This is a genomic window from Achromobacter sp. B7 (genome assembly GCF_003600685.1).
Lineage (GTDB): Bacteria > Pseudomonadota > Gammaproteobacteria > Burkholderiales > Burkholderiaceae_B > Achromobacter > Achromobacter spanius_B.
On sequence record NZ_CP032084.1, the window covers coordinates 386,310 to 408,617 of the forward strand.

19 protein-coding genes are annotated in these 22,308 nt (G+C 65.7%); 6 read left to right on the forward strand and 13 right to left on the reverse strand.

Features of this window, described 5'->3' with window-relative positions; genetic code table 11:
- The first annotated feature begins 34 nt into the window (after positions 1-34).
- From DVB37_RS01800 to DVB37_RS01810, 3 genes are all read left to right on the forward strand, one after another.
- Positions 35-2,125: a primosomal protein N' gene (locus tag DVB37_RS01800; RefSeq protein ID WP_046806626.1), complete on the forward strand. Its 2,091-nt coding sequence runs from the start codon at positions 35-37 to the stop codon at positions 2,123-2,125.
- Between the two features lie 107 nt (positions 2,126-2,232).
- Positions 2,233-4,296 carry a UvrD-helicase domain-containing protein gene (locus DVB37_RS01805; RefSeq protein WP_046806625.1) on the forward strand — a complete coding sequence of 688 codons (2,064 nt, stop codon included), beginning with the start codon at positions 2,233-2,235 and terminating at the stop codon, positions 4,294-4,296.
- Positions 4,297-4,309: 13 nt separating this feature from the next.
- Positions 4,310-5,149: an AraC family transcriptional regulator gene (locus DVB37_RS01810; RefSeq protein ID WP_120153597.1), complete on the forward strand. Its 840-nt coding sequence runs from the start codon at positions 4,310-4,312 to the stop codon at positions 5,147-5,149.
- Positions 5,150-5,238: 89 nt separating this feature from the next.
- Here the strand turns inward: DVB37_RS01810 and DVB37_RS01815 are convergent, their stop codons facing one another.
- Complete coding sequence (locus DVB37_RS01815; RefSeq protein ID WP_189371582.1) at positions 5,239-6,300, reverse strand: low specificity L-threonine aldolase; 1,062 nt, start codon at positions 6,298-6,300, stop codon at positions 5,239-5,241.
- Positions 6,301-6,417: 117 nt separating this feature from the next.
- Between DVB37_RS01815 and DVB37_RS01820 the strand changes: the two genes are divergently transcribed.
- Both DVB37_RS01820 and DVB37_RS01825 read left to right on the forward strand, forming a co-directional pair.
- Positions 6,418-7,269: a class II glutamine amidotransferase gene (locus tag DVB37_RS01820; RefSeq protein ID WP_046806622.1), complete on the forward strand. Its 852-nt coding sequence runs from the start codon at positions 6,418-6,420 to the stop codon at positions 7,267-7,269.
- Between the two features lie 169 nt (positions 7,270-7,438).
- Positions 7,439-8,059, forward strand: a complete 621-nt coding sequence (locus tag DVB37_RS01825; RefSeq protein ID WP_120153600.1) for a hypothetical protein — start codon at positions 7,439-7,441, stop codon at positions 8,057-8,059.
- A 99-nt stretch (positions 8,060-8,158) separates the two neighbouring features.
- Here the strand turns inward: DVB37_RS01825 and dapD are convergent, their stop codons facing one another.
- The 12 genes from dapD to DVB37_RS01885 all read right to left on the reverse strand — a co-directional run bounded on the left by dapD (position 8,159) and on the right by DVB37_RS01885 (position 21,344).
- Positions 8,159-9,136, reverse strand: coding sequence for a 2,3,4,5-tetrahydropyridine-2,6-dicarboxylate N-succinyltransferase (dapD, locus tag DVB37_RS01830; RefSeq protein WP_120153602.1), 978 nt, complete (start codon positions 9,134-9,136; stop codon positions 8,159-8,161).
- Between the two features lie 108 nt (positions 9,137-9,244).
- On the reverse strand, positions 9,245-10,375 hold the full coding sequence (locus DVB37_RS01835) for a M20 family metallopeptidase (RefSeq protein WP_104144877.1): 1,131 nt from the start codon (positions 10,373-10,375) through the stop codon (positions 9,245-9,247).
- Between the two features lie 45 nt (positions 10,376-10,420).
- Complete coding sequence (locus tag DVB37_RS01840; protein WP_046806618.1) at positions 10,421-11,326, reverse strand: hydrolase; 906 nt, start codon at positions 11,324-11,326, stop codon at positions 10,421-10,423.
- On the reverse strand, positions 11,326-12,336 hold the full coding sequence (locus DVB37_RS01845) for an ABC transporter ATP-binding protein (RefSeq protein ID WP_120153604.1): 1,011 nt from the start codon (positions 12,334-12,336) through the stop codon (positions 11,326-11,328). Before DVB37_RS01845 ends, DVB37_RS01840 begins: the two co-directional genes overlap by 1 nt.
- Entirely contained in the window at positions 12,333-13,316 is a 984-nt protein-coding gene (locus DVB37_RS01850) for an ABC transporter ATP-binding protein (protein WP_104144812.1), read from the reverse strand. The genes DVB37_RS01845 and DVB37_RS01850 overlap by 4 nt, the downstream gene beginning before the upstream one ends.
- Positions 13,313-14,233: an ABC transporter permease gene (locus tag DVB37_RS01855; protein WP_046806615.1), complete on the reverse strand. Its 921-nt coding sequence runs from the start codon at positions 14,231-14,233 to the stop codon at positions 13,313-13,315. Before DVB37_RS01855 ends, DVB37_RS01850 begins: the two co-directional genes overlap by 4 nt.
- Positions 14,234-14,239: 6 nt before the next feature.
- Complete coding sequence (locus DVB37_RS01860; RefSeq protein ID WP_046806614.1) at positions 14,240-15,217, reverse strand: ABC transporter permease; 978 nt, start codon at positions 15,215-15,217, stop codon at positions 14,240-14,242.
- 121 nt (positions 15,218-15,338) lie between these two features.
- Positions 15,339-16,973: an ABC transporter substrate-binding protein gene (locus tag DVB37_RS01865; RefSeq protein WP_120153606.1), complete on the reverse strand. Its 1,635-nt coding sequence runs from the start codon at positions 16,971-16,973 to the stop codon at positions 15,339-15,341.
- 72 nt (positions 16,974-17,045) lie between these two features.
- Positions 17,046-18,017 carry a succinylglutamate desuccinylase/aspartoacylase family protein gene (locus DVB37_RS01870; RefSeq protein ID WP_162941143.1) on the reverse strand — a complete coding sequence of 324 codons (972 nt, stop codon included), beginning with the start codon at positions 18,015-18,017 and terminating at the stop codon, positions 17,046-17,048.
- A gap of 93 nt (positions 18,018-18,110) precedes the next feature.
- Entirely contained in the window at positions 18,111-19,724 is a 1,614-nt protein-coding gene (locus DVB37_RS01875) for an ABC transporter substrate-binding protein (RefSeq protein WP_046806612.1), read from the reverse strand.
- A 407-nt stretch (positions 19,725-20,131) separates the two neighbouring features.
- Positions 20,132-20,365 (reverse strand): hypothetical protein, encoded by a 234-nt coding sequence (locus tag DVB37_RS01880; RefSeq protein ID WP_046806611.1) that lies wholly within the window; start codon positions 20,363-20,365, stop codon positions 20,132-20,134.
- Positions 20,366-20,486: 121 nt separating this feature from the next.
- Complete coding sequence (locus DVB37_RS01885) at positions 20,487-21,344, reverse strand: NAD(P)H-hydrate dehydratase (RefSeq protein ID WP_120153610.1); 858 nt, start codon at positions 21,342-21,344, stop codon at positions 20,487-20,489.
- A gap of 112 nt (positions 21,345-21,456) precedes the next feature.
- Here DVB37_RS01885 and DVB37_RS01890 point away from each other — a divergent pair, with 112 nt between their 5' ends.
- Entirely contained in the window at positions 21,457-22,290 is an 834-nt protein-coding gene (locus tag DVB37_RS01890) for an enoyl-CoA hydratase/isomerase family protein (protein WP_046806609.1), read from the forward strand.
- Positions 22,291-22,308: the final 18 nt, after the last annotated feature.

Here is a 22,308-nt window from a genome sequence, read left to right on the forward strand (position 1 = left end):
GATTAATCCCTCTCCGTGACGCCCACCCGCCTCCATGTCTGATTTGCTGCCAAGCCCGCCCGCCGAAGCCGTTTGCTGGGTGCGCGTGGCGCTGGATGTGCCGTTGCCCGGCCCGTTCGACTACCGCAGTGATGCGCCCGTCGCCGTGGGCTTGCGGGTGATCGTGCCGTTTGGCCGGCGCAAAATGATCGGGGTGGTGGTGGACAACCCGGCCGAGCCGTCCTACGACCCCAAGCAGATCCGCCCGATTGAACAGGTGCTGGACGACCTGCCCCCCTTTGACGAGGACTGGCTGCGGCTGGCGCGCTTTGCGGCGGACTACTACCAGCGGCCGCTGGGCGAGGTCATGTTGCCGACCTTGCCGCCGCCGCTGCGCAAGCCCACGGCGTATCAAGGCAAGCGCTCGGCCGGTGGCCCCGTGACCCGTCTGGACAACCGCAAGCGCAAACCGGTGCGCACGCCGGCCAAGGCTGACCAGCCCCCCGAATTGAATGACGCGCAGCTTGCCGCCGTGGACGCCATCGGCGCACTGACGTCTTTCAAACCCGTGCTGCTGCATGGCGTGACGGGAAGCGGCAAGACCGAGGTCTACCTGCGCGCCGCCGAACAGGTGCTGGCCCAGGGCCGCCAGGTGCTGCTGATGGTGCCCGAAATCAACCTCACGCCCCAGTTGGAAGGGGCGCTGCGTGCGCGCCTGGAAGCGGTGGTCGGGACGGACGGGCTGGCGGTCATGCACAGCGGGCTGTCCGACGGCGAACGCTTGCAGGCCTGGGCGCGCGCCCAGCGAGGCGAAGCGCGCATGCTGCTTGGCACGCGCATGTCGATCTTCGCGCCGCTTGGCAAGCTTGGTCTGATCGTGGTGGACGAGGAACACGACGCGTCCTACAAACAGCAGGACGGCCTGCGCTATTCGGCGCGTGACCTCGCCGTATGGCGCGCGCACGATCTGGACATCCCCGTGGTGCTGGGCTCTGCCACCCCGTCCCTGGAAACCTGGCAGCACGCCGAACGCGGCCGCTACCTGCGCCTGACGCTGCCCGGGCGCGCGCGTTCCAGCACGCTGCCGTCCATGCGGTTGGTGGACACGCGCCGGTTGCAAATGAAGCACGGCATGTCGCCGCAACTGCTCGATGCCATCGGACAGCGGCTGGAACGCAAGGAACAGTCGCTGATCTTCCTGAACCGGCGCGGCTATTCCCCCGTGCTGCATTGCCAGTCGTGCGCGTGGGTCAGCAATTGCCCGCGCTGCACCGCGTTTACGGTGCTGCATCGCACGGACGGACGCGGCCATCGCTTGCAGTGCCACCATTGCGGCTACCAGGCTCCGGTGCCGCGCGCGTGCCCGGAATGCGGCGACCAGGATCTGGCGCCCATGGGCCGGGGTACCCAGCGCGTTGAAGAGCATCTGGCTGAACTGTTTCCCGAGGCGCGCATCCTGCGTATCGACGCCGACAGCACGCGCAAGAAGGGCAGTGCCGAGGCCCTGTTCGCGTCCGTGCACGCGGGCGAGGTCGACATTCTGGTCGGCACGCAGATGGTGGCCAAGGGCCACGATTTCGCGCGGCTGGGGCTGGTGGGGGTGCTTAATTCCGACTCGATGCTGTTCGCGCACGATTTTCGCGCGCCCGAACGCCTGTTCGCCCAGCTGATGCAGGTGGCCGGCCGCGCGGGCCGCCATCAGGGCAACGGCGAAGTGCTGATCCAGACCGGTTACCCCGAGCAACCCGTGTACCAGGCGTTGTTGCGCCACGACTACGCGGGCTTTGCGCGCCACGCCTTGCACGAACGCGAAAGCACCGGCTTGCCGCCCTTTGTCTATCAAGCCCTGCTGACCGCCGAGGCACGCGAACTCAAAGTCGCCCAAGCGTTCCTGGAGCGCGCCCGCGTATTGCCCGAAGGCGAGTGGGCGGCCGACTTCCCCGGCCTGGACGCCATCATGCTGTATGACCCGGTGCCGCTGCGCGTGGTGCGCGTGGCGAACATCGAACGCGCGCAGTTGCTGGTCGAAAGCAGCAGCCGGCCGGCCTTGCAAGCATTCCTGGCGTCGTGGTCGCACCACCTGCCGTACATCGCCAACGAGGCGCGCGTGCGCTGGCAACTGGAAGTCGATCCGCTTGAGATCTGAAGGCGGCCGGCACCGATGCGCCATGCAGGCGATTGTTCTATGATCTTCTTCCTCTATCGCGCTGGCGCGGCAGGCGCCTGGCGCCTGCGCCCGTTTTAAAGCTCAACATGTCCGCTAGCGAATCCATTGCCCAAGGTATGAACCCCGCTCAACGCGAGGCGGTGCTGTACCTGGACGGCCCGTGTCTGGTGCTGGCCGGCGCCGGCAGCGGCAAGACGCGGGTGATTACTCAGAAAATCGCGTATCTGCTGCGTGAATGCGGCTACATGGGCCGCAACGTGGTGGCGCTGACCTTCACCAACAAGGCGGCGCGCGAAATGGACGAGCGCGTCAAGACGCTGGTGGACCGCAAGCTCTCCAAGGGTTTGATCATCAGCACGTTTCACTCGCTGGGCGTGAAGATGCTGCGCGAGGAAGCGCGCAACGCCGGGCTCAAGCCCACGTTTTCCATCCTGGACGCCGACGACGCCATGTCGATCATCCAGGAGCTGCTGGCCACCACCGACAAGGCCCGGCTGCGGCACGTGCAGGGCATCATTTCGCTGTGGAAGAACGCTTTGCTGGAGCCCGACGACGCGGCGCGCGAAGCCGTCACGCCGGGCGACGTGGAAGCCGCCAACATCTACCGCAGCTACGCCGCCACGCTGGCCGCGTATCAGGCGGTGGACTTCGACGACCTGATCCGTATCCCCGCGCTGCTGCTGTCCAGCAACGAAGAGGTGCGTACGCGTTGGCAGAATCGCGTGCGCTACCTGCTGGTGGACGAATACCAGGACACCAACGTGTGCCAGTACCGCCTGGTGCAGTTGCTGACGGGCTCGCGCGCCATGTTCACGGCGGTGGGCGACGACGATCAGGCCATCTACGCCTGGCGCGGCGCCACCATCGAAAACCTGGCCAAGCTGACCACCGACTACCCGAACATCAAGCTCATCAAGCTGGAACAGAACTACCGCTCGGTGCAGCGCATTCTGGCGGCCGCCAACGCGGTTATTGAAAAGAACCCCAAGCTGTTCGAAAAGAAGCTGTGGTCCGACCTGGGCGTGGGTGAACCCATCCTGGTGTCCGCCATGGACGGCGAAGAACAGGAAGCGGAATCCATCGCCATGAAGGTGTCGGCCTCGCGCTTCGAGCGCCAGGCGCAGTGGAAGGATTTCGCCATCCTGTATCGCAGCAACCATCAGTCGCGCATCCTGGAGCAGGCGCTGCGCAACCTGAAGATTCCGTACACGATCTCGGGCGGGCAGAGCTTTTTCGACAAGGCCGAAGTGCGGGATGTGTTGGCGTACCTGCGGCTGCTGGCCAATGACGATGACGACCCCGCGTTCATCCGCGCGGCCACCACGCCCAAGCGCGGCATCGGCCAGGCCACGTTGCAGGTGCTGGGCCAGTACGCCGCCACGCGGGAACTGTCGCTGCTGGCCGCCGTGGCGGAGACCGGGCTGGAAAGCCTGTTGGCGCCACGCCAGCTGGACCCGTTGCGCACCTTCGCCGAGTTCATTCGGCGCATGCAATGGCGCGCCGGTCGCGGCGCCGCCTCGGGCAAGGACGCGGCGCCCGCCGAGCCGGCCGGTGTCATCCTGGATGATCTGGTCGAAGCCATCCAGTACGAACGCCACCTGTTCGAGCTGTTCGAAGAACGCCCCGCGCAAACGCGCTGGCAGAACGTGTTGGAGCTGACCGGCTGGCTCAAGCGCAAGGCCGAAGAAGACAACATGTCGCTCTTTGATCTGGTGCAGCACGTGGCGCTGGTCACGATGCTGGAACGCGGCGAAGAAGACGAGCCCGACGCGGTCAAGATGTCGACCCTGCACGCGTCCAAGGGGCTGGAGTATCCGCACGTGTATCTGGCCGGCGTCGAGGAAGGCCTGCTGCCGCACCTGGGCAAGGACGACGAGGTCGGCGACCCGGCCCGCGCCGCCGAGAACCTGGCCACACGCATCCAGGAAGAGCGGCGCTTGATGTACGTGGGCATCACGCGTGCGCAGCGCAGCCTGAACCTTAGCTGGTGCAAGCGCCGCCGCCGCGCGCGTGAAGACCTGGTGCGCGAGCCTTCGCGGTTCATCGAAGAAATGGGGCTGGGCGACGTGCGCTTGCAGGAAGACGAAGCCACCGCCGCGATGAACCCCAAGGAGCGCATGGCGATGTTGAAAGCGCTGCTGAAGAAGTAGCGGGGAAAGCCGCATGCCTGCCCCGCTTAAAGACGACGTCCGCTATCTGCCGGTGCGCGGCACGCCGGGGCTGGTGTTGGGCCAGGCGCGGCTGTGCCAGTTTGAGTTTGACCGCCACTATCACGAGGACTATCACATTGGTCTGGTGACGCAGGGCGTGCAGCGGCAGCGCTTTCGCGGGCAGAGCATTTTGCTGGGGCCGGGCGGCATTGCGCTGATGCCGCCGGGCGAGATCCATGATGGCTCGGGCGCGGGCGACCACGGCGCGGCTTATGTATTGAAGACGTTCCGTATTTCGGCGGCGCTGATGCGCGCCTGCATCGAAGACGTTTCCGCCGCCGCCGCCCAGGAACGGTTCTTTGGCACGCTGGTGCAAGACGCGGACCTTGCGCGGCGCTTCATGGCTTTGCACAACGCGTGGATGGCCGGCGCGGCGGACGAACCGCTTGCACGCCAAGCGCAGTCATTGACCGTGATGGCCGACCTGTTCGTGCGCACGCGCACCGTCAAGCCGCAAGTGGTCAAGGGCGGCTTGACGGCCGCCCATCAACGGGCCGTGCGCGATTACTGCGTGGCGCATCTTGCCGACAAGATTTCATTGGATGACCTGGCCCGGCTTTGCGGGCTGAGCCGCTTCCAATTCCTGCGGCGCTTTACGCACAGCACGGGGTTGACGCCGCACGCATGGTTGATCCGACTGCGCCTGGAACGCGCCTGCGCGGCGCTGGCCGGCGCGCGCGTGTCGGTGGCAGAGGTGGCCGCCGACGTGGGCTTCTACGACCAAAGCCATTTCAATCGCGCGTTCCGAGCCGCCTACGGCGCACCGCCGTCGGCGTATCAGCCGACGGCATAGGCCGGCCGCGAAGACGACCACGGCGACCGCCAAGGCCACCACGGCGGCCGCGAAGACGACACCGGCCGACGACGTAATCGCTTCTGGTTTCAGCGCACCCGCGCGCGCAGCGCGGACAGGAAGTGATCCACATCCTGCTCCGTGGTGGCAAAGGACGTCACCAGGCGCACGACGCCCGGGCCCCAGCGGTCGTGATAGAAGCGAAAGCCATCGGCCAAGAGGCCTTCGATGGCGGCGTTGGGCAGCTGGCAGAACAGAATGTTTGCGTCCGCCTCGCCTTGCATCGCTACGCCGGGCAGGCCCTGCATGCCGGCCGCCAGCCGTGCGGCCATGGCGTTCGCCTGACGCGCATTGCGTAGCCACAGATCATCATCCAGATACGCTTGCATCTGCGCCGACAGCAGCCGCATCTTTGAAAACAGATGGCCGCCGCGCTTGCGCCGGAACGCGAGTTCCTGCGCGCGCTTGGGGTTGAACAGCACGATGGCCTCGGCACCCAGCACGCCGTTCTTTGTGGCGCCGAACGACAGAATTTCGACGCCCGCCTTCCACGTCATTTCCGCCGGCGTGCAACCCAGGCTGACCAGCGCGTTGGCAAAGCGCGCGCCATCCATGTGCAGCGGCAAGCCGGCATCGCGGCAGACGCCGCCGATGGCCTGGATTTCGTCCAGGGTATAGACGCTGCCGGTCTCCGTGGCCTGGGTGATGCTGACGCAGGACGGCTGGACGGTGTGCACGTCGCCTACCTTGCGGCGCGCGTGGTCCGCCAGCTGGACGGGGTCGATCTTGGCGTCGTCGCCGCCCAGCAGGGTCAGGCGGGCGCCGTTCGTGTAGAACTCGGGCGCGCCGCACTCATCATTGGCGATATGGCTTTGCGTATGGCACAGCACCGCGCCCCAGGGCGGCGTCAGCGTGGCAAGGCTGAGCGAATTGGCCGCCGTGCCCGTGGGCACCAGCAGCACGTCCACCTCGTGTTCAAAGATGTCGGCAAGGCGCCGCTGCACCACCAGTGAGCAATCATCGGCGCCGTAGGCGGGCGCCTGGCCGCTGTTCGCGCGCAGCAGTGCGTCCATGACCTCGGGGCTGGCGCCTGCGATGTTGTCGCTGGAAAAGCCCATTTGCAGGGCGGGGACGGATGAGGGCGTGTTCACGTTTGGCTTCCGGCTGATTTTGCAAAAGTCTCACTGTGCCGGGGCGGGCGCCGCCAGGCTTGTAGAAAATTGCGCCTGGCTCCTACACTGGGCAAATCCGTCTTGAAGGAGCGCATCATGTGTCGTTGGCTGGCTTACACCGGTAGTCCCTTGCAGATGGAAAGCGTGCTGTTCAAGGCCAAGCACTCGCTGATCGACCAAAGCCTGCATGCGCGGCTGGGCGCCACCACGACCAACGGCGACGGCTTCGGGCTGGGCTGGTACAGCCGACCTTACGATGGCCACATCGAGCCGCCGTTTCGCTACCGCAGCGTGCACCCCGCCTGGAACGACCGCAATCTGCGCGAAGCGGCGCGCGCCATCCACGCGCCTTTGTTCGTGGCGCACATCCGCGCCGCCACCGACACGCCCGCTCAGGAAACCAACTGCCACCCGTTTCGCCACGGGCAGTGGCTGTTCGTGCATAACGGGGTCATTCGCGACTATCCCCTGCTGCGCCGCGACCTGATGCTGATGATCGCGCCCGCTTATTTCGGGTCGTTGGAAGGCTCCACCGATTCCGAGGTGATGTTTCTGCTGGCGCTGACGTTCGGCCTGGACGAAGACCCCATCCGCGCGCTGGCCCGCATGGTGGGGGCAGTGGAAGAGACGGGCCGCCGCCATGGCGTGACGCACCCCATCAACATGACGGTGTGCGCGCTGGACGGGCACCGGCTGATTGCGGTGCGTTATTCCAGCGAGGCGGAATCGCGCACGCTGTTCCACAACACCTGCGTGCGCCATTTGCGCGAGCTATATCCGGAAGACCCGCAGATTGCCGCGCTGGACGAGAACGCGTTCCTGTTGCTGTCCGAGCCCTTGAGCGAGATGCCGGGCGTCTGGGAAGAGGTGCCCGAGGCCACCGCGATCATCGCCGGGGGCGGCGACGTGCGGCATTACCCGTTTGCGCCGATTGCGCCGGGGCCGTGACGCGGCCGCTGATCACGCGCGAAACCGCCGGATTGCACCAGAAATCAGCGAAATTGGCCGATAAATAGGGGTCATCAAGCACGCTTCGCTCATATAAGGGAGAATGCGTGTCGCATGACGGTGCGACGTCCTGGGCCGCGAAAGCACCCCAACTCAATAAGGAAGTTGCATGACAGATAGCAAAACCCCGCAGGTCTCAGACGCATTGGCGGTGTTTACGCACACGGGGAGCGCCCCGGTTCGCTTTGAATTGCATGACAAAGGCGTGGTCTGCCAACAAGGCGACACGCGCAGCTACACCGCATTCGCGGATGTCCTGGATCTTTGCCTGTTCCCCGCCGAAGCGGGCGCAACGGCAGGTCCGATCAACCAATTTACCTACCGTGCCCGCGTGGCGCAAGACTGGACCATCGTGTCCGGCGACGTCAGCAACTTCGCTCAGTTCATGGATGCCTTCCGCTCGCGTTATGTCGCGCAGCGCCTGCCCGTGCTGGAAGCGTTGATGGCCAACGGTGAGCGCGTTGCGTTCCGGTATATCAAGTCCGGTGATTTTCCTGGTGTTCAAACGCAGGAACTGGCCCTGTCGGCCGAAGGCCTGCATATCGATGGCGCCACCTGGCCTTACGAGTCGTTGCAGCGTATCGACCTGAACGACTGGACCGAAACCATCACGCTGCATGACGACAGCGGCAAGACGGTGTTTTCGTGCGTGGCCACGCGTATTCTCAGCTCGGATCTGCTGGTGAACCTGGTGTACGACCAGTTGGGCCAGACGGCGGAATACGCCTGATAGGGCATTGCCCTCAAGCGACGTAACGGGCGCTTGATGCGCAATGAAGAAGGGCCGCCATCGTGCTACGAGCGGCCCTTTTTTTATGCTGCGCGGCGATCAGTGCCCGGCGTGCAGCGCCGGATTCAAGGTGCCCCAGGCCGCTGTGCGCACCAAGGTTTCCACCACACCGGTTTGTGAATTGCGGCGGAACAGCAAGCCGCGCTGGCCCGCCAGCGACGCGGCTTTCACCACCGCGCCTTCGGGCGTCAACACGCGCGTGCCCGCCGTGATGTAGCAGCCGGCTTCCACCACGCAATCGTCACCCAGCGAAATGCCGATGCCCGAATTGGCGCCCAGCAGGCAGCGCTTGCCGATGGACACCACCTGCTTGCCGCCACCCGACATCGTGCCCATGATGGACGCGCCGCCGCCGATATCGCTGCCGTCATCGACGATGACGCCCGCGCTGATGCGGCCTTCCACCATCGACGCGCCTAGCGTGCCGGCGTTGAAATTGCAGAAGCCTTCATGCAGCACGGTGGTGCCCGGCGACAGGTACGCACCCAGCCGCACGCGCGCCGTGTCGGCGATGCGCACGCCGTTGGGGACAACGTAGTCGGTCATGCGCGGAATCTTGTCCACGCCCCGTATTTCCAGCACCTGCCCGGTGGCGCGCAGTTGCCAACGCAGGGCATCGACCTGATCCACCGCGCACGGCCCGGCAGAGGTCCACGCCACGTTGGACAACACGCCGAACAGGCCATCCAGGTTGGCCTCGTGCGGGCGGATCAGGCGGTGGCTGAGCAGGTGCAGGCGCAGGTAGGCGTCGTGCGCGTCGGCGGGCGGCTCGGCCAGTGACGCGATGGCCGTGCGCACCGCCACGATGTCGACCTTGCGGCGCGTGTCGCGCACCAGCGCGGTGGGCACGTGTTCGCCCAGCGCCGCGCGCGCTTCCTCGGGCGTCAGGTGGCGCGTGCCCCCAGCCGGCGTGTGATCGGCCAGTGAGGGGCGCGGGTACCAGGTGTCAAGGACGGTGCCGTCGGCCGCCAGCGTGGCGAGACCGTAGGCAATGGCGCTGTCGAGGGTGGCGGACATGGCGGATGGGCGTAGCGTTGACGTGGGTTGAGTGATCGGGCGTGAGTGGGGCCGGTGAATCGGGAAGTTGCCGGCCCGTTCTCTAAGCCTGTTTTATAGCCCCGTTTTTCAGGCGAGCTCGCGCAGCAGCAATTCCCAGAACTTCAACCGCTGTTCCAGCGTGGACACCAGCACGTACTCGTTCAAGGTGTGCGCCCCGTCGCCGTCCGCGCCCAGGCCGTCCAGCGTGGGGATGCCCATCGCCGAGGTGAAGTTGGCATCGCTGCCGCCGCCCGTCATCGGCGCGTCTTCCAGCAGGAAGCCGGCGCGGTCCGCGTAGCCTTGCACCAGGGCCAGCAAGGCTGCCGCCGCCTCCGTTTTGACCATGGGCGGGCGGTTCAATTCGACATTGATGTCCAGTTCAACGTCAGGCCCCACCGCGCACAGCTCGCGCATGCGGCGCAGCACGTCTTCGGCGGCGCCCATGTCGGGCACGCGGAAGTCCACCACGCAGCGGCACAGCGCCGGCACGGTGTTGGTGACCGTGCCGCCGGCGATGGTGCCCACGCTGACCGTGATGCCACGGTCGTAGTCGGTCATGGCTTCCAGCGCCAGCACCTGATGCGCCATTTCACGAATCGCGCTGCGGCCTTTTTCATGCTGCATGCCGGCGTGCGCCGGGCGGCCCTTCACGTTCAGGTTCAACATGCCCGTGCCCTTGCGCGCCGTGACGCACTTGCCGCCGTTCGGGCGGGCCGGTTCGCAGACCAGCGCGTACTTGGCGTTGGCGGCAAAGCGTTCGATGTGCACGCGCGAGGCATGGCTGCCCGTTTCTTCGTCGGGCACCACCAGGAAGTCCACCGGCAGCTGCGTCGCGCCGGGGCGCGCCACGCCGGCCAGCGCCGTCAGCGCCAGGTAGATGCCCGCCTTCATGTCGTAGCTGCCGGGGCCGTAGAGACGGTCGCCGTCGATACGGACCGGGTTCTCCAGCAGCGTGCCCACCGGATGCACGGTGTCCATGTGCGCCAGGATCAGGATGCCGGGGCGCGTGTCGCCGGGGGCGCGGTTGGTGGCGTACAGCAGCGGGCCCGTGGTGGGGCCCAGCGACGACAGTTCCACTGTCAAGCCCGCGGCGGCCGCGTAGTCGGCGATGATGCGCGCCATGGCGGCGATGCCGTCGGGGTAGTTCGACGGCGATTCGCATTGCAACCAGCTCTGGATGCCGGCGACGATCTGTTCAGTGCTTTGGGTGTTGGACATGGCGGTATCGGGTTCCAGCAATGAAAAAGGGAAGGGCGATCAGAATCAGGCGACCTGCTGACCGGCCAGGCGGGCCAGTTCGGCGTCATCGGGCATCTTGCCGTCGAACCACAGGCTGGCGCACACGGCCGACATGGCGCGGCCGTCGTGGCCGATGCCGGGCACCACTTGCAGCGTCCAGCCGAACGGCACGCCACGGCGCTCGGCTTCGCGTTTGCCGAAGTCGTAGTAGTTCTGGGCGCGCGCAAAGCGGTGCGGGCCCTGGCGCATGGCGGCGGGCTCGGAGGGCAGGTTGGGATCGTCGGTGGCGATGTCCTGGTCACCGGCCAGAATCGTCATGGGGTAGGCCAGCAGCTTGACCAGGTGGTCTTCGGTCAGGCCCACGCCGTCCATGCCTTCCGGGAAGGGGTAGTCGAATGTGGGCAAGGTGTACCAGCCCGGGTTGCCCGCCGCCACGGCCTTGAACGGCGCGTGCGACTGGCTGCTCATCAGGCGATGCACGAATTGGCCGCCGGCCGAATGGCCGAACAGGTAGACGTTCTGGCCGTCGGTGATTTCACCGGCAATCATGTCCTTGATGACGTTGCCCACCAGCGCATACGTCCAGCCGTCAATGTGGCGCGGGTTGCCGCCGGCCGAGAACACGCGGCCGTTGTTGTAGCTTTCAACGCCCGGCCAGATTTCGTTCGAGAACGTCAACGCCACGATCAGCAGCTTGTGCTTGTCGGCGGCCTCGACCCAGAAGTCGCGGTATTCATCGCCATTGCGCAGCACGCCGTGCTGCACGATGACGACCGGGCGGTCGGGCGTGTAGCCGTACGGGCGGTACGTTTGCAGCTTGAACGGACGATCCGAATTGCGGTCTTCGTCGATGTACTGGATGGTGTTGCGGCCCGCATGGCCCATTTCGATGGCGATGCGGTCCACGTTGGACATATCGGAGGGTTTCATCAGGCGCTCGCTTCGTTCAGGTGGCAGGCCGACCAGTGGCCCGCCGAGATTTCTTTCAGGACCGGCGCCTGCTCGCGGCAGCGCGGCATGGCGTGGGGGCAACGGGGGTTGAAGGTACAGCCGGACGGCGGATTCAGCGGCGACGGAATTTCGCCCTTGATCGGCGTGAACTTGCGGCCTCGGCGGGCGACGTCCGGGACTTCGGCCATCAGGGCCTGGGTGTAGGGATGATTGGCGCGCGCAAAGATCTCGGCAGACGTGGAGATTTCCACGATCTTGCCCAGGTACATGATCGCGACACGGTCCGAGATGTGCTTGACCACGCCCAGGTCGTGGCTGATGAACAGGTAGGTGAAACCGTGCTGCTCGCGCAGGTCCATGAACAGGTTGATGACCTGCGCCTGGATCGACACGTCCAGCGCGGCCACGGGTTCGTCGCAGACCAGAAATTTGGGGGCCACCATCAGTGCGCGGGCGATGCCGATACGCTGGCGCTGGCCACCGGAAATCTGGTGGGGAAAGCGGTCGCGGTATTCGGCGTCCAGGCCCACTTCCTTCAAGGCCTGGTCGATGCGCGCGGGGATCTCGGCCGGCGGCGCCAGCTTGTGGACCTTGAGCGATTCGCCCAGGATCTGGCGCAGGCGCTGACGCGGGTTCAAGGATGCTTGCGGGTCCTGGAAAATCATCTGCACGCCCAGCGTATAGGCCAGCTTGTCGGCGCCACGCAGGCGCACGGCATCGCGGCCCTGATACAGCAGTTCGCCTTCGGTCTGGCGGTGCAGGCCGGCCACGACGCGTCCCAGCGTGGACTTGCCGCAACCTGATTCGCCCACCAGCCCGACGACTTCGCCGCGCTTGATGGACAGGTCCACGCCGTTCACGGCATACACCGTGCGGCGGTCCAGCGGGCGGCCGGCAAGGGCCAGGATGCGCTGGGCCAGATCGGGGCGCTGTTCGAATCGCTTGTGGACGTTCTTGAGCTCGATGACGGGAGTATCGGCTTGGCTCATGCTTGCTGTGCCTCGCGGGCTATCGGCACGTAACAGCGGTAGCTGCGCGGACCTTCGGTGGTAACGGAGGGGGCTTGTTCGGTGCAACGCGTGACCGCCTTGGGGCAACGCGGCCGGAACGCACAGCCCGAGGGGCGGCCCGCCAGGCTGGGCGCCATGCCGTTGATCTGGTGCAGGCGCGCGCCGGGTTGCGTGGCGCCGGGCATCGAATCCAACAGGCCCCGGGTGTAGGGGTGGCGCGGTGATTCCAGCACCTGTTCAACCGGGCCGCTTTCCACGATGCGGCCCGCATACATGACGGCGACGCGATCGGCCAGCTCGGCTACCACGCCCAGATCGTGCGTGATCCAGATAAGCGCGGTGTTGTGCTCGCGGCAGATCTCTTGCATGCGGTAAAGAATCTGGCCCTGGATCGTGACGTCCAGCGCGGTCGTGGGCTCGTCGCAGATGATGAGGTCAGGCTTGTTCAGCATGGCGATGGCAATGGCCACGCGCTGGCGCATACCGCCGGAGAATTCGTGCGGATAGCTCTTCAAGCGCGATTCCGGCGACGGAATGCCCACCATCTCAAGCGCCTCGCGGCAGCGCTCCTCGGCTTGCGCGCGCGACACGTTTTCGTGCGTGAGGATGGCTTCCATCATCTGCTCGCCGATGCGCAGCACCGGGTTCAGCGTCATCAAGGGGTCCTGGAAGATCATGGCGATGCGGTTGCCGCGCAACTGGCGCATTTGCTCTTCCGTGAGCTTGCGCAGGTCGGTGCCCTTGAACTTCACTTCGCCGTCCACCACTTCCCCGGGCGGGTCGATCAGGCCCAGCAGTGAGAAACCGGTCACGGATTTGCCCGAGCCCGATTCGCCGACCAGGCCCACGATTTCGCCGCGGCGCACGGTAAGGTCGACGCCGTCGACGGCCAGGTACGCGCCGGCCTCGGTATGGAATGCGGTGCGCAGCCCGCGCACATCAAGAAGAATGTCGCTCATGCTCGTCGGGGGTCCAGGCTTTCGCGCAGGCGGTCGCCCACGATGTTGATGGAAAGAATCAGCACCAGCAGCGCAATGCCGGGGAACAGGCTGATCCAGTAATCGCCCGACAGCAGGTATTGGAAGCCGTTGGAAATCAGCAGGCCCAGCGAGGGCTCGGTGATCGGCACGCCGACGCCCAGGAAGGACAGCGTGGCTTCCAGCGCGATCGCGGTGGCGATCTGAATGGTGGCGAACACCATGACCGGGCCCAGGCAGTTGGGCAGCAGGTGGAAGACCATGATGCGCCACGCGGGAAAGCCCAGGTTGGCGGCGGCTTCGACGTATTCCTTGCGGCGCTCTTGCAGCGCGCGGCTGCGCATGATGCGGGCGTAGTGCCCCCACTGCACCAGCACCAGCGCCAGAATCACCTTGTCCACCCCGCGCCCCAGCACCACCAGCAGCACCAGCGCCACGAGGATGGTGGGAAAGCCCAAAATGAAGTCGACGATGCGCATCAGGATGGTGTCGACCAGGCCGCCGACGTAGGCGGCGATCAGGCCGATGGCCCCGCCGATGGCGGTGGCCAGCACCACGGCCGACAAGCCCACCATCAGGCTGATGCGCAGGCCATACAGGATGGCGCTGAGCATGTCGCGGCCCTGGTCGTCGGTGCCCAGCCACGCGATGCTGCCGTCCATCAGCGCCTGGCGCGGCGCCAGGCGGCCGTCCATCAGCGACAGGTTGGCCAGGTCATAGGGGTTTTGCGGCGCGAAGTATGGCGCGAACACCACCAGGATGATCAGGATGGCCAGCGCGATGACCGAGCCGCGCACGGTGGGGCGCGCATGCAGTTTTTTCAGGATGGAGGCGCGCTGCGGGGTCTCGGCCAGAGGCTGGACGGTGCGGGTGCGGCCGGGATTGGGAGAGTTAGCCATGGCGGATTATTGAGCGGGGGCCACCAGCTGCACGCGCGGGTCGAGCGCGGCATACAGGATGTCCACAACCAGGTTGATGACCACGAAGATCAGGGTGACCAGCATCACGTAGGCAACCACCACCGGGCGGTCCAGCTGGTAGACGCTGTCGATCAGCAGCTTGCCCATGCCGGGCCACGCGAAGACGGTTTCGGTGATGGTGGAATACGCGATCAGGCTGCCGAATTCCATGCCGATCACGGTCACGACCGGGATCAGGATGTTGCGCAGGATGTGGCGGCGCACGATGCGGCCGGGCTTGACGCCCTTGGCGCGCGCGAATTTCACGTAGTCCTGGCTGCGCGCTTCGACCACGCCCGAGGCCGTCAGGCGCAGCACCAGGGCGATATTGGCCAGCGCCAGGTTGATGGCCGGCATGATCAGGTGCGACCAGCCATCGGCCGTCAGGATGGACAGGCGCACGCCCAGCACGGTCACGGTGTCGCCGCGCCCCGTGGCCGGCAGCCAGCCCAGCCACACGGCGAACAGCAGGATCAGCATCATGCCCTGCCAGAAGTTCGGCAGCGAAAAGCCCAGCACCGACGACGCCATGATGCCGCGGCCGAGGTAGTCGTCGCGGTACAGGCCGGCGACCAGCCCCAGCGGAATCCCGATCACACAGGTCAGCATGATGGCCACGATAACGAGTTCGAACGTGGCGGGAATGCGCTGCACGATCAGCTCGATGGCGGGGATGCCGTGCACGAACGACGTGCCCAGGTCGCCATGCAGCGCGCGCCACAGGAACCCGGTGTATTGCTGCCACACGGGCAGGTCCAGGCCCAGGCGGGCGATCATCGCCTCGCGGGCGGCCTGGCTGGCTTCGGGACTGACCAGCAGTTCGATCGGGTCGCCCACGGCATACACCGCGAAAAAGACCACGACCGATACGGCCAGCAGTACGAACAGACTCTGGATCAGTCTGCGCAGGATGAACAAGGCCACGTGATGATTTCCTTGGTGGGCTCAGGGTTTCTTGGCGCGCCGCGTGTTGGCTTGGCGTGTTGAGTGGGTGGGGTTATCTGGCTGCTTGCTTGGGCGATTACCTGGGCGATTACTTGGGCGACTACTTGGCCGGTCGGGCGGACATGGCCAGCGTGTACTGATCCGCACGGCCCTCGTAGACCAGCCCCTTCTTGAACGCCCAGATGCTGCTTTCAAAGTGCAGGGGAATGCTGGGCAGGTCGGCCAGCGCAATCGCCAGGGACTGTTGCAGCAGCTTTTCCCGCTCGGCCGGGTCCACGGTCACCAGGGCGCGCTTGAATACGCCGTCGAACTCGGGGTTGTCGTAACCCCCATAGTTGCTGGTGCCCAGGCCGTGCTCTTTGTCGAACCGACTGACCCAGTATTGTAGGAAAGACGACGCCTCGCCGGTTTCAGACGACCAGCCGCCCATGGCAAAGCTGAATTCGCGCTTGGCACGCTTGGGGAAATACACCGAGCGCGTCATCGCGTCGACCGTGGTCTTGATGCCCACGCGCGACAGGTACTGCGCCACGGCTTGCGAGATCTGGGCGTCGTTGATGTAGCGGTCGTTGGTGGATGAAATGGTCAGCTCGAAGCCGTTGGGGTAACCGGCTTCGGCCAGCAGCTTCTTGGCGCCTTCGGGGTCGTACTTCAGTTCGGGCGGATGGCGCAGCGTGCCGAACATGCCGTCAGGCAGGAACTGGTTGGCGGGCGTGGCGGCGCCATCCATGATGCGCGCGGCGATGGTCTTGCGGTCGATGGCCATGGAAATGGCGCGGCGCACGCGCACGTCCTGCAAGGGGTTCTTGCCGTCGGCGGCCTTGACGGTGGGGCTGGGGCTGCGGCCCACATCAAACTGGAAATACACCACGCGCACCGACGGCGTGATCACATGGCCGAAGCCCGGCGTTTCCGAAATGCGCTTCACATCGCGCGCGGCGGGGTTTTCGATCAGGTCGAAGTCGCCAGCCAACAGGCCGGTCAGGCGCGGGCCGGCGGCGGGCACGGGGATCAGCTTGACCTGTTGCCAGGCGGGCTTCTCGCCCCAATAGCTGTCGTTGCGCGTCAGCTCGATGGCCGTGCCCTTCACGTAGGACTTCAGCGTATACGGGCCGGTGCCGATCACATCGCGGCCGCCATTGAAGTCGGCCACGGTGGGCCAGGGGCCGGTCACGCCGCACTTGTTTTTCAAGTCGAAGGTGATGGGGCCGTGCTCGACGATGCCGCTCCAGAGCATGGCCGTGCGGGTCAGGTCGTTGGGCAGCAGCGGATAGGGCTTGTGCGTCTTGATGACCAGCTTGCTGCTGCCTTGCGCCTGGACGTCGGCAAACTTCTGCACGATCGCCGGGTATGAACCGCCGATCGCTTGTTCGTTGTTCATCACGCGGCAAAACGTGAAGATGACGTCCTGCGCGGTGAAAGGCTGGCCGTTGGAAAACCGGGCGTTCTCGCGCAGCGTGAATTCCCAGGTGGTCTCGTCCAGCGCCTTCCAGCCCGTGGCCAGACGCGGAATCAAGTCCATCTTGGCGTCCTGCCCTACCAGCGTCTCGAACATGTGCGAGGTCATCGCGTCGTTGGGCGTGGCCTGGTGATAGTGCGGGTCCATCGACGTGGGCTCGGACGACAGGCCGATCTTCAACGTGGTGGGCGTCGTCTGGGCCATGGCGGCCGGGGCGCCGGCCAACGTACAGGCCAAGGCCAGTAATGCGCTGCGGGTGGATACCTGGATGGACATGCTTTCCCTTGTTTTGAATGGTCGGCGGCGCCTCGTGGATGGGCGCCGCTCGGTGGTGCCGATGGGTGCCGATCAGCCGATAGGCTGCGCCAGCCGCACGACGGTCACGCCGGGCCGCAGGTTGGCGGTGGACGGCATGATCAGCACGCAGTTGTCATACGGGGTGACGACGGGTTCGCCTTCGGACCAGCCGATGACGGTGCCGGCGGTGGCCAGCGTTTCCAGCCCTTTCCAGGGCTCGGCAAAACGGAAGTCGGCGCTTTTGGCCGCAACGGCGTGGGTAACACGCAGTGCGCGCTGGGTGGCGGCGGCGGGTTCGATCCAGCCGGCGGGAATGTCGTCGCGGTCCAGTGTGCCGGCTCCGAGCAGGAAGCGGGCCATCTGGTCCACCGCCACGCCGCGCGCTTCGGGCGCGCCATGGAAGCCGCATTCAATCAGCAAGGACCGCGTGCCGTTGTCGCCGGCTTCGCCAAAGCGGCCATAGTCGCGCATGCGCACGCCGGCCGCATGGCCCGCGTCGGCAATGATGGTGGCCGGGTTGCCCAGCGCCAGGGCCAGGTCGATATTGCGCTGCTGCATGCCGGTCAGTTGCAGCGGCACGTCGGAATTGCTCATGGAATGAAAGTCCAACAACCAGTCGGACTGTTCGACCCATGGACGGATCTGCGCGGCGCGGCGGCGTTCCTGGCTGATCGGCACGGTCAGCTTGTCGTCGCTCCAGACGCGGTTCATGTCTTCGTCGACAAAACGGGCGGGGGCGTAATTGGCGGAATCGAAGCGGTCGAACGCGGCCAGGTTACAGAAGGCCAGCGTCAGCGAACCCCGGCGAGGCCGCAGCCCGGCCGTCAACGCTTCTTTCAGGGCCCAGGCGCCGCACAGCTCGTTGCCGTGGATCAGTGCGCTCAACATGACACGCTTGCCGGGTACGCCGGAATCGAAATGCCAGACGCCGGGCGTATCCGTATTGCCCAAGCGTTCGGCCGACAAATCCGGACAGGCTAAAAGAAAAGGGCGCGGACGGGCCGCGGGGGTAGGCGTGGGCATGGCAACTCCGATGAAGCGGGGGAATTGTATAGGGTATCCGACCAAAAAAAACGGCTGCACAGGGCAGCCGTTTTCTGGTTCAGACGCGGTGGATCACTTCTTGTCGGGCGTGACGGACGTGGCCAGGGTGTACTGGTCGCGGCGGCCTTCGTAGGTGATGCCCTTGCGGAAGGCCCAGATGCTGCTTTCGAAGTGCAGCGGGATCAGCGGCACGTTGTCCAGAGCGATCTGGGTGGATTCCTGCAACAGCTTTTCGCGCTTGGGCGCGTCCACCGTCACGATGGCCTGCTTGTAGACCTTGTCGAAATCGGCATTGGAAAAGCCGCCGTAGTTGCTGGTGCCCAGGCTGTTGGGCGAATCCAGGGACGCAACCCACAGCTGGAACAGCGCCGAGGCTTCACCCGTTTCCGCCGGCCAGCCGCCCATCGAGAAGCTGAACTCGCGCTTGGCGCGCTTGGGGAAATAGATGGATGCGGTCATGGCGTCCACGTGGGTCTTGATGCCGACGCGGGCCAGGTATTGCGCCACGGCCTGTGCGACCTGGCCGTCGTTGACGTAGCGGTCGTTGGTGGACGACAGCGTCAATTCAAAGCCGTTCGGGTAGCCGGCTTCGGCCAGCAGCTTCTTGGCGCCTTCGGGGTCGTACTTGATTTCCGGAGCCTTGGGCAACGCGCCGAACATGCCGTCGGGCATGAACTGGTAGGCCGGGGTGGCCATGCCGTCCATGATGCGGGCAGTGATGGTCTTGCGGTCGATGGCCATCGAAATGGCCTTGCGCACGCGCAGGTCCTGCAGCGGGTTCTTGCCGTCGGCGCTCTTGACGAACGGGCTCGGGTTGCGGGCCACGTCCGGCTGGAAGAACACCAGGCGGGTGGACGGCGTGGCCACAAAGCCGAACTTCGGGTTGTCCTTCAGGCGCGGCAGGTCACGGGCGGCCGGGTTTTCGATCATGTCGAAGTCACCCGACAGCAGGCCGGTCAGGCGCGGGCCGGCGGACGGCACCGGCACGAACTTCACTTCCTTCCAGTACGGCTTCTCGCCCCAGTAGTTCTCGTTGCGGACCAGCTCGATGCCGGTGCCCTTCACGTAGGACTTGAGGGTGTAGGGGCCGGTGCCGATGGAATCCTTGCCGTTGTTGAAGTCGGCAACCGTGGGCCACGGGCCCGTCACGCCGCAACCCTTCTTGGGGTCGAATGTCAGCTTGCCGTGCTCGACAATGCCGTTCCACACGATGGGCAGCGAGCGGGCCAGCTCGGCGGGCATCAGGGGGAAGGGCTCGCCGGTCTTGATGATGACGGTGTGCGCGTCGGGCGTTTGCACGTCCGTGATGCGCTTGGTCATGTCCATGTAGGACTGCGACACGTTGGTTTCGTTGTTCAGCGTGCGGCAGATGGTGAACAGCACGTCTTCGGACGTGAACGGCTTGCCGTTCGAGAACTTGACGTCGTCGCGCAGCTTGAATTCCCAGGTCAGATCGTCCAGGTTCTTCCAGGACTTGGCCAATTGAGGCGTCAACTTCATGTCGGCGCTGCGACCCACCAGCGAACTGTAGACGTGCGCGGAGAACGCGTCGTTCTGCGTCATCTTGTGATAGTGGGGGTCCGCCGAAGTGGGTTCGGCCGACAGGCCGATCTTCAGCGTCTGGGCTTGGGCGGCTGCCAAGGGAATGGCGGCGGCCACAAGGGCCAGGGTGGTGCGCAACTTCATGGTGACAACTCCGGAGGAATAACGAACCGGATCGTGCCTGCGCGAAAACCACCAAGGCCAGGGTGGACACAGCGTGTCGACCGCAAGAGAAGCTTGGGAGGGGGAAGGCGCCAGGCACGACGGCAAGGGGCCGATTATCGGTAGGGGCTTCGCGCGCTGTCAATGAAGAACGGCGAACCAGGCGCTAGGGAAAACGCCGAGAAGAGGGGGGTGGCGCTGGGCCAAAGAGGGCGCCGCGGGGGTCCCCGTTGCAGATCACGGGAACCGGCGCGGCGCGAAGGCGCCTGTGAGGGACGGCGCCAGATACTCGTTGCCGGGGCGCTTGGCTGGCAAGCGGGCCGTACAACGACAGCGCGCCGGGCGAAATCGCGGGAGATCGTCGCGATTTCAGCCCAGCGCGGCTGTTTTTACCACTGCGAGCCGGAGAAGCGCGAGCTGGCGGCGCGGGCCTGATTCATCGATTCGTTGACTTCGTCGATGAAGGCGAACACGCCAGCGACAGCGGCGATCACGGCTTGGCCGGCCTTCTTCAGGCTGGTCAGCGGGTGGGAATTGGGTTGGTTTTCCAGGGCGCCGCGCAGCAGGTCGCGCTCCAGCGCGTCGGTCAGGCGGGCAGTGCTATTCAGGGTCAGTTCAGTCATGGTCTTTCTCCAGTCCGTTTCGTCTTGGTGAAAACCATTATAGGGATAACCCTAGGGGCGGCGCAATGATTGTTTTAGGGAAAACCCTAGTATGTTGTAAAAATGTTTATTTGACGGGGACTTAGCGCCCATTGCGCAAGGCGCGAGCCGCGTTTGGCAGCTCTGAGGCGGTCAGGCCGATCGGGCCAACACCCGCTGCCACCAGCGCATCCGCGGCCGCGCCGTGCAGCCAGACGGCGCCGGGCACGGCTTGGTCTTCGGGCAGCTTCTGCGCCAATAAAGATCCCAGCATTCCCGCCAGAACGTCGCCGGTGCCGGCCGTGGCCAAACCGGGATTGCCGCTGGTATTGATCCGGATGCCGCGAGCCGGGTGGCAGACCACCGTGCCCGCGCCTTTCAGCACCACCCAGCATTGATAGCGCTGCGCCAATTTCCAGGCGGCGCCGGGGCGGTCGGCCTGAACCTGGGCCGCGGGGATGCCCAGCAGGCGGCCGGCTTCGGCAGGGTGCGGCGTCAGCACAACCGGGCCGGCGCCCCAATTGGGCTGGATGCCGCCGCAGGCCAAGAGGTTAAGCCCGTCGGCGTCCAGCACCAGCGGGGTTTGGTGCCGCAGCACGAACAGTTCCGACAGGGCGTTGGCCGCCAGCGCGTCCGTGCCGATCCCGCAGCCCGCTACCCAGGCGGTCACGCCCCAGTCGGTGTCCAGCAGCGAACGGGCGTCGCGCAGCATCAGTTCCGGCTGGTGCGGGTCGCAGGCCATCGGCGACGTTTCCTGTGCAAAGCCCACCAGCACCTTGCCGGCGCCGGTCAACAAGGCAGCGCGGGCGGCAAGCAGCGCAGCGCCTGTCATGCCGTGGCCGCCGCCCACGACGCCGACCGTGCCGAAGCTGCCCTTGTGCGTGTCGGCTTCACGGGGGGCGAACAGGGCGGGCAGGCTGGCGCGGTCGATGGGGGCGCCGGTCGGGGCGGGGGTGTTCATTGGCTGAGGCTCCTGTGGACAAGCGGCGGGGCGGCGTTCGTGTATCCACTATAGTGCGCAAAAACATGCCGGCCTGTACGCCCGGCAGCCCCCGACAACCCCGGAGTAGACAATGACCGATATCACGCTGCAACACTATTCAGCCTATGAATCCCTGAAGCTGCGCCGGCACCCCGGCGGCGTGCTGGAGCTGATCATGGGCGCCAAGGGCGGGCAGCCCGGCAAGCTGTCCACGGCGGATGACCGCATGCACCGCGAACTGGCGGACATCTGGCGCGACATCGACACCGACCCCGACACCCGTGTCGTGGTGATCCGTGGCGAGGGCAAAGGCTTTTCGGGGGGCGGCGACCTGGAGCTGGTGCAGCAGATGGCCGACGACTTCGACGTGCGCACCCGCGTCTGGCGTGAAGCGCGCGACCTGGTCTACAACATCATCAACTGCAACAAGCCCATCGTGTCCGCCATGCACGGCGCGGCGGTGGGGGCGGGGCTGGTGGCCGGCCTGCTGGCCGACATCTCGATCGCGGCGCGCGACGCCCGCATCATCGATGGCCACACCCGCCTGGGCGTGACGGCGGGCGACCACGCCGCTATCGTCTGGCCGCTGCTGTGTGGCATGGCCAAGGCCAAGTATTACCTGATGCTGTGCGAAACCGTGACGGGCGAAGAAGCCGAGCGCATCGGCCTGGTGTCGCTGTGCGTCGATGAAGCCGATTTGATACCCCGCGCCTTCGAAGTCGCCAACAAACTGGCCGCCGGATCGCAGACTGCCATTCGCTGGACCAAATATTCGCTGAACAATTGGCTGCGCATGGCCGGCCCCAGCTTCGATACGTCGCTGGCGCTGGAGTTCATGGGGTTTGGCGGGCCGGACGTGAAGGAAGGCATCCAGTCGCTGCGCGAACGCCGGGCACCCAATTTCCGGCCGGATTCGCCGTTTTGATGCGGCGCGGGAAGATCG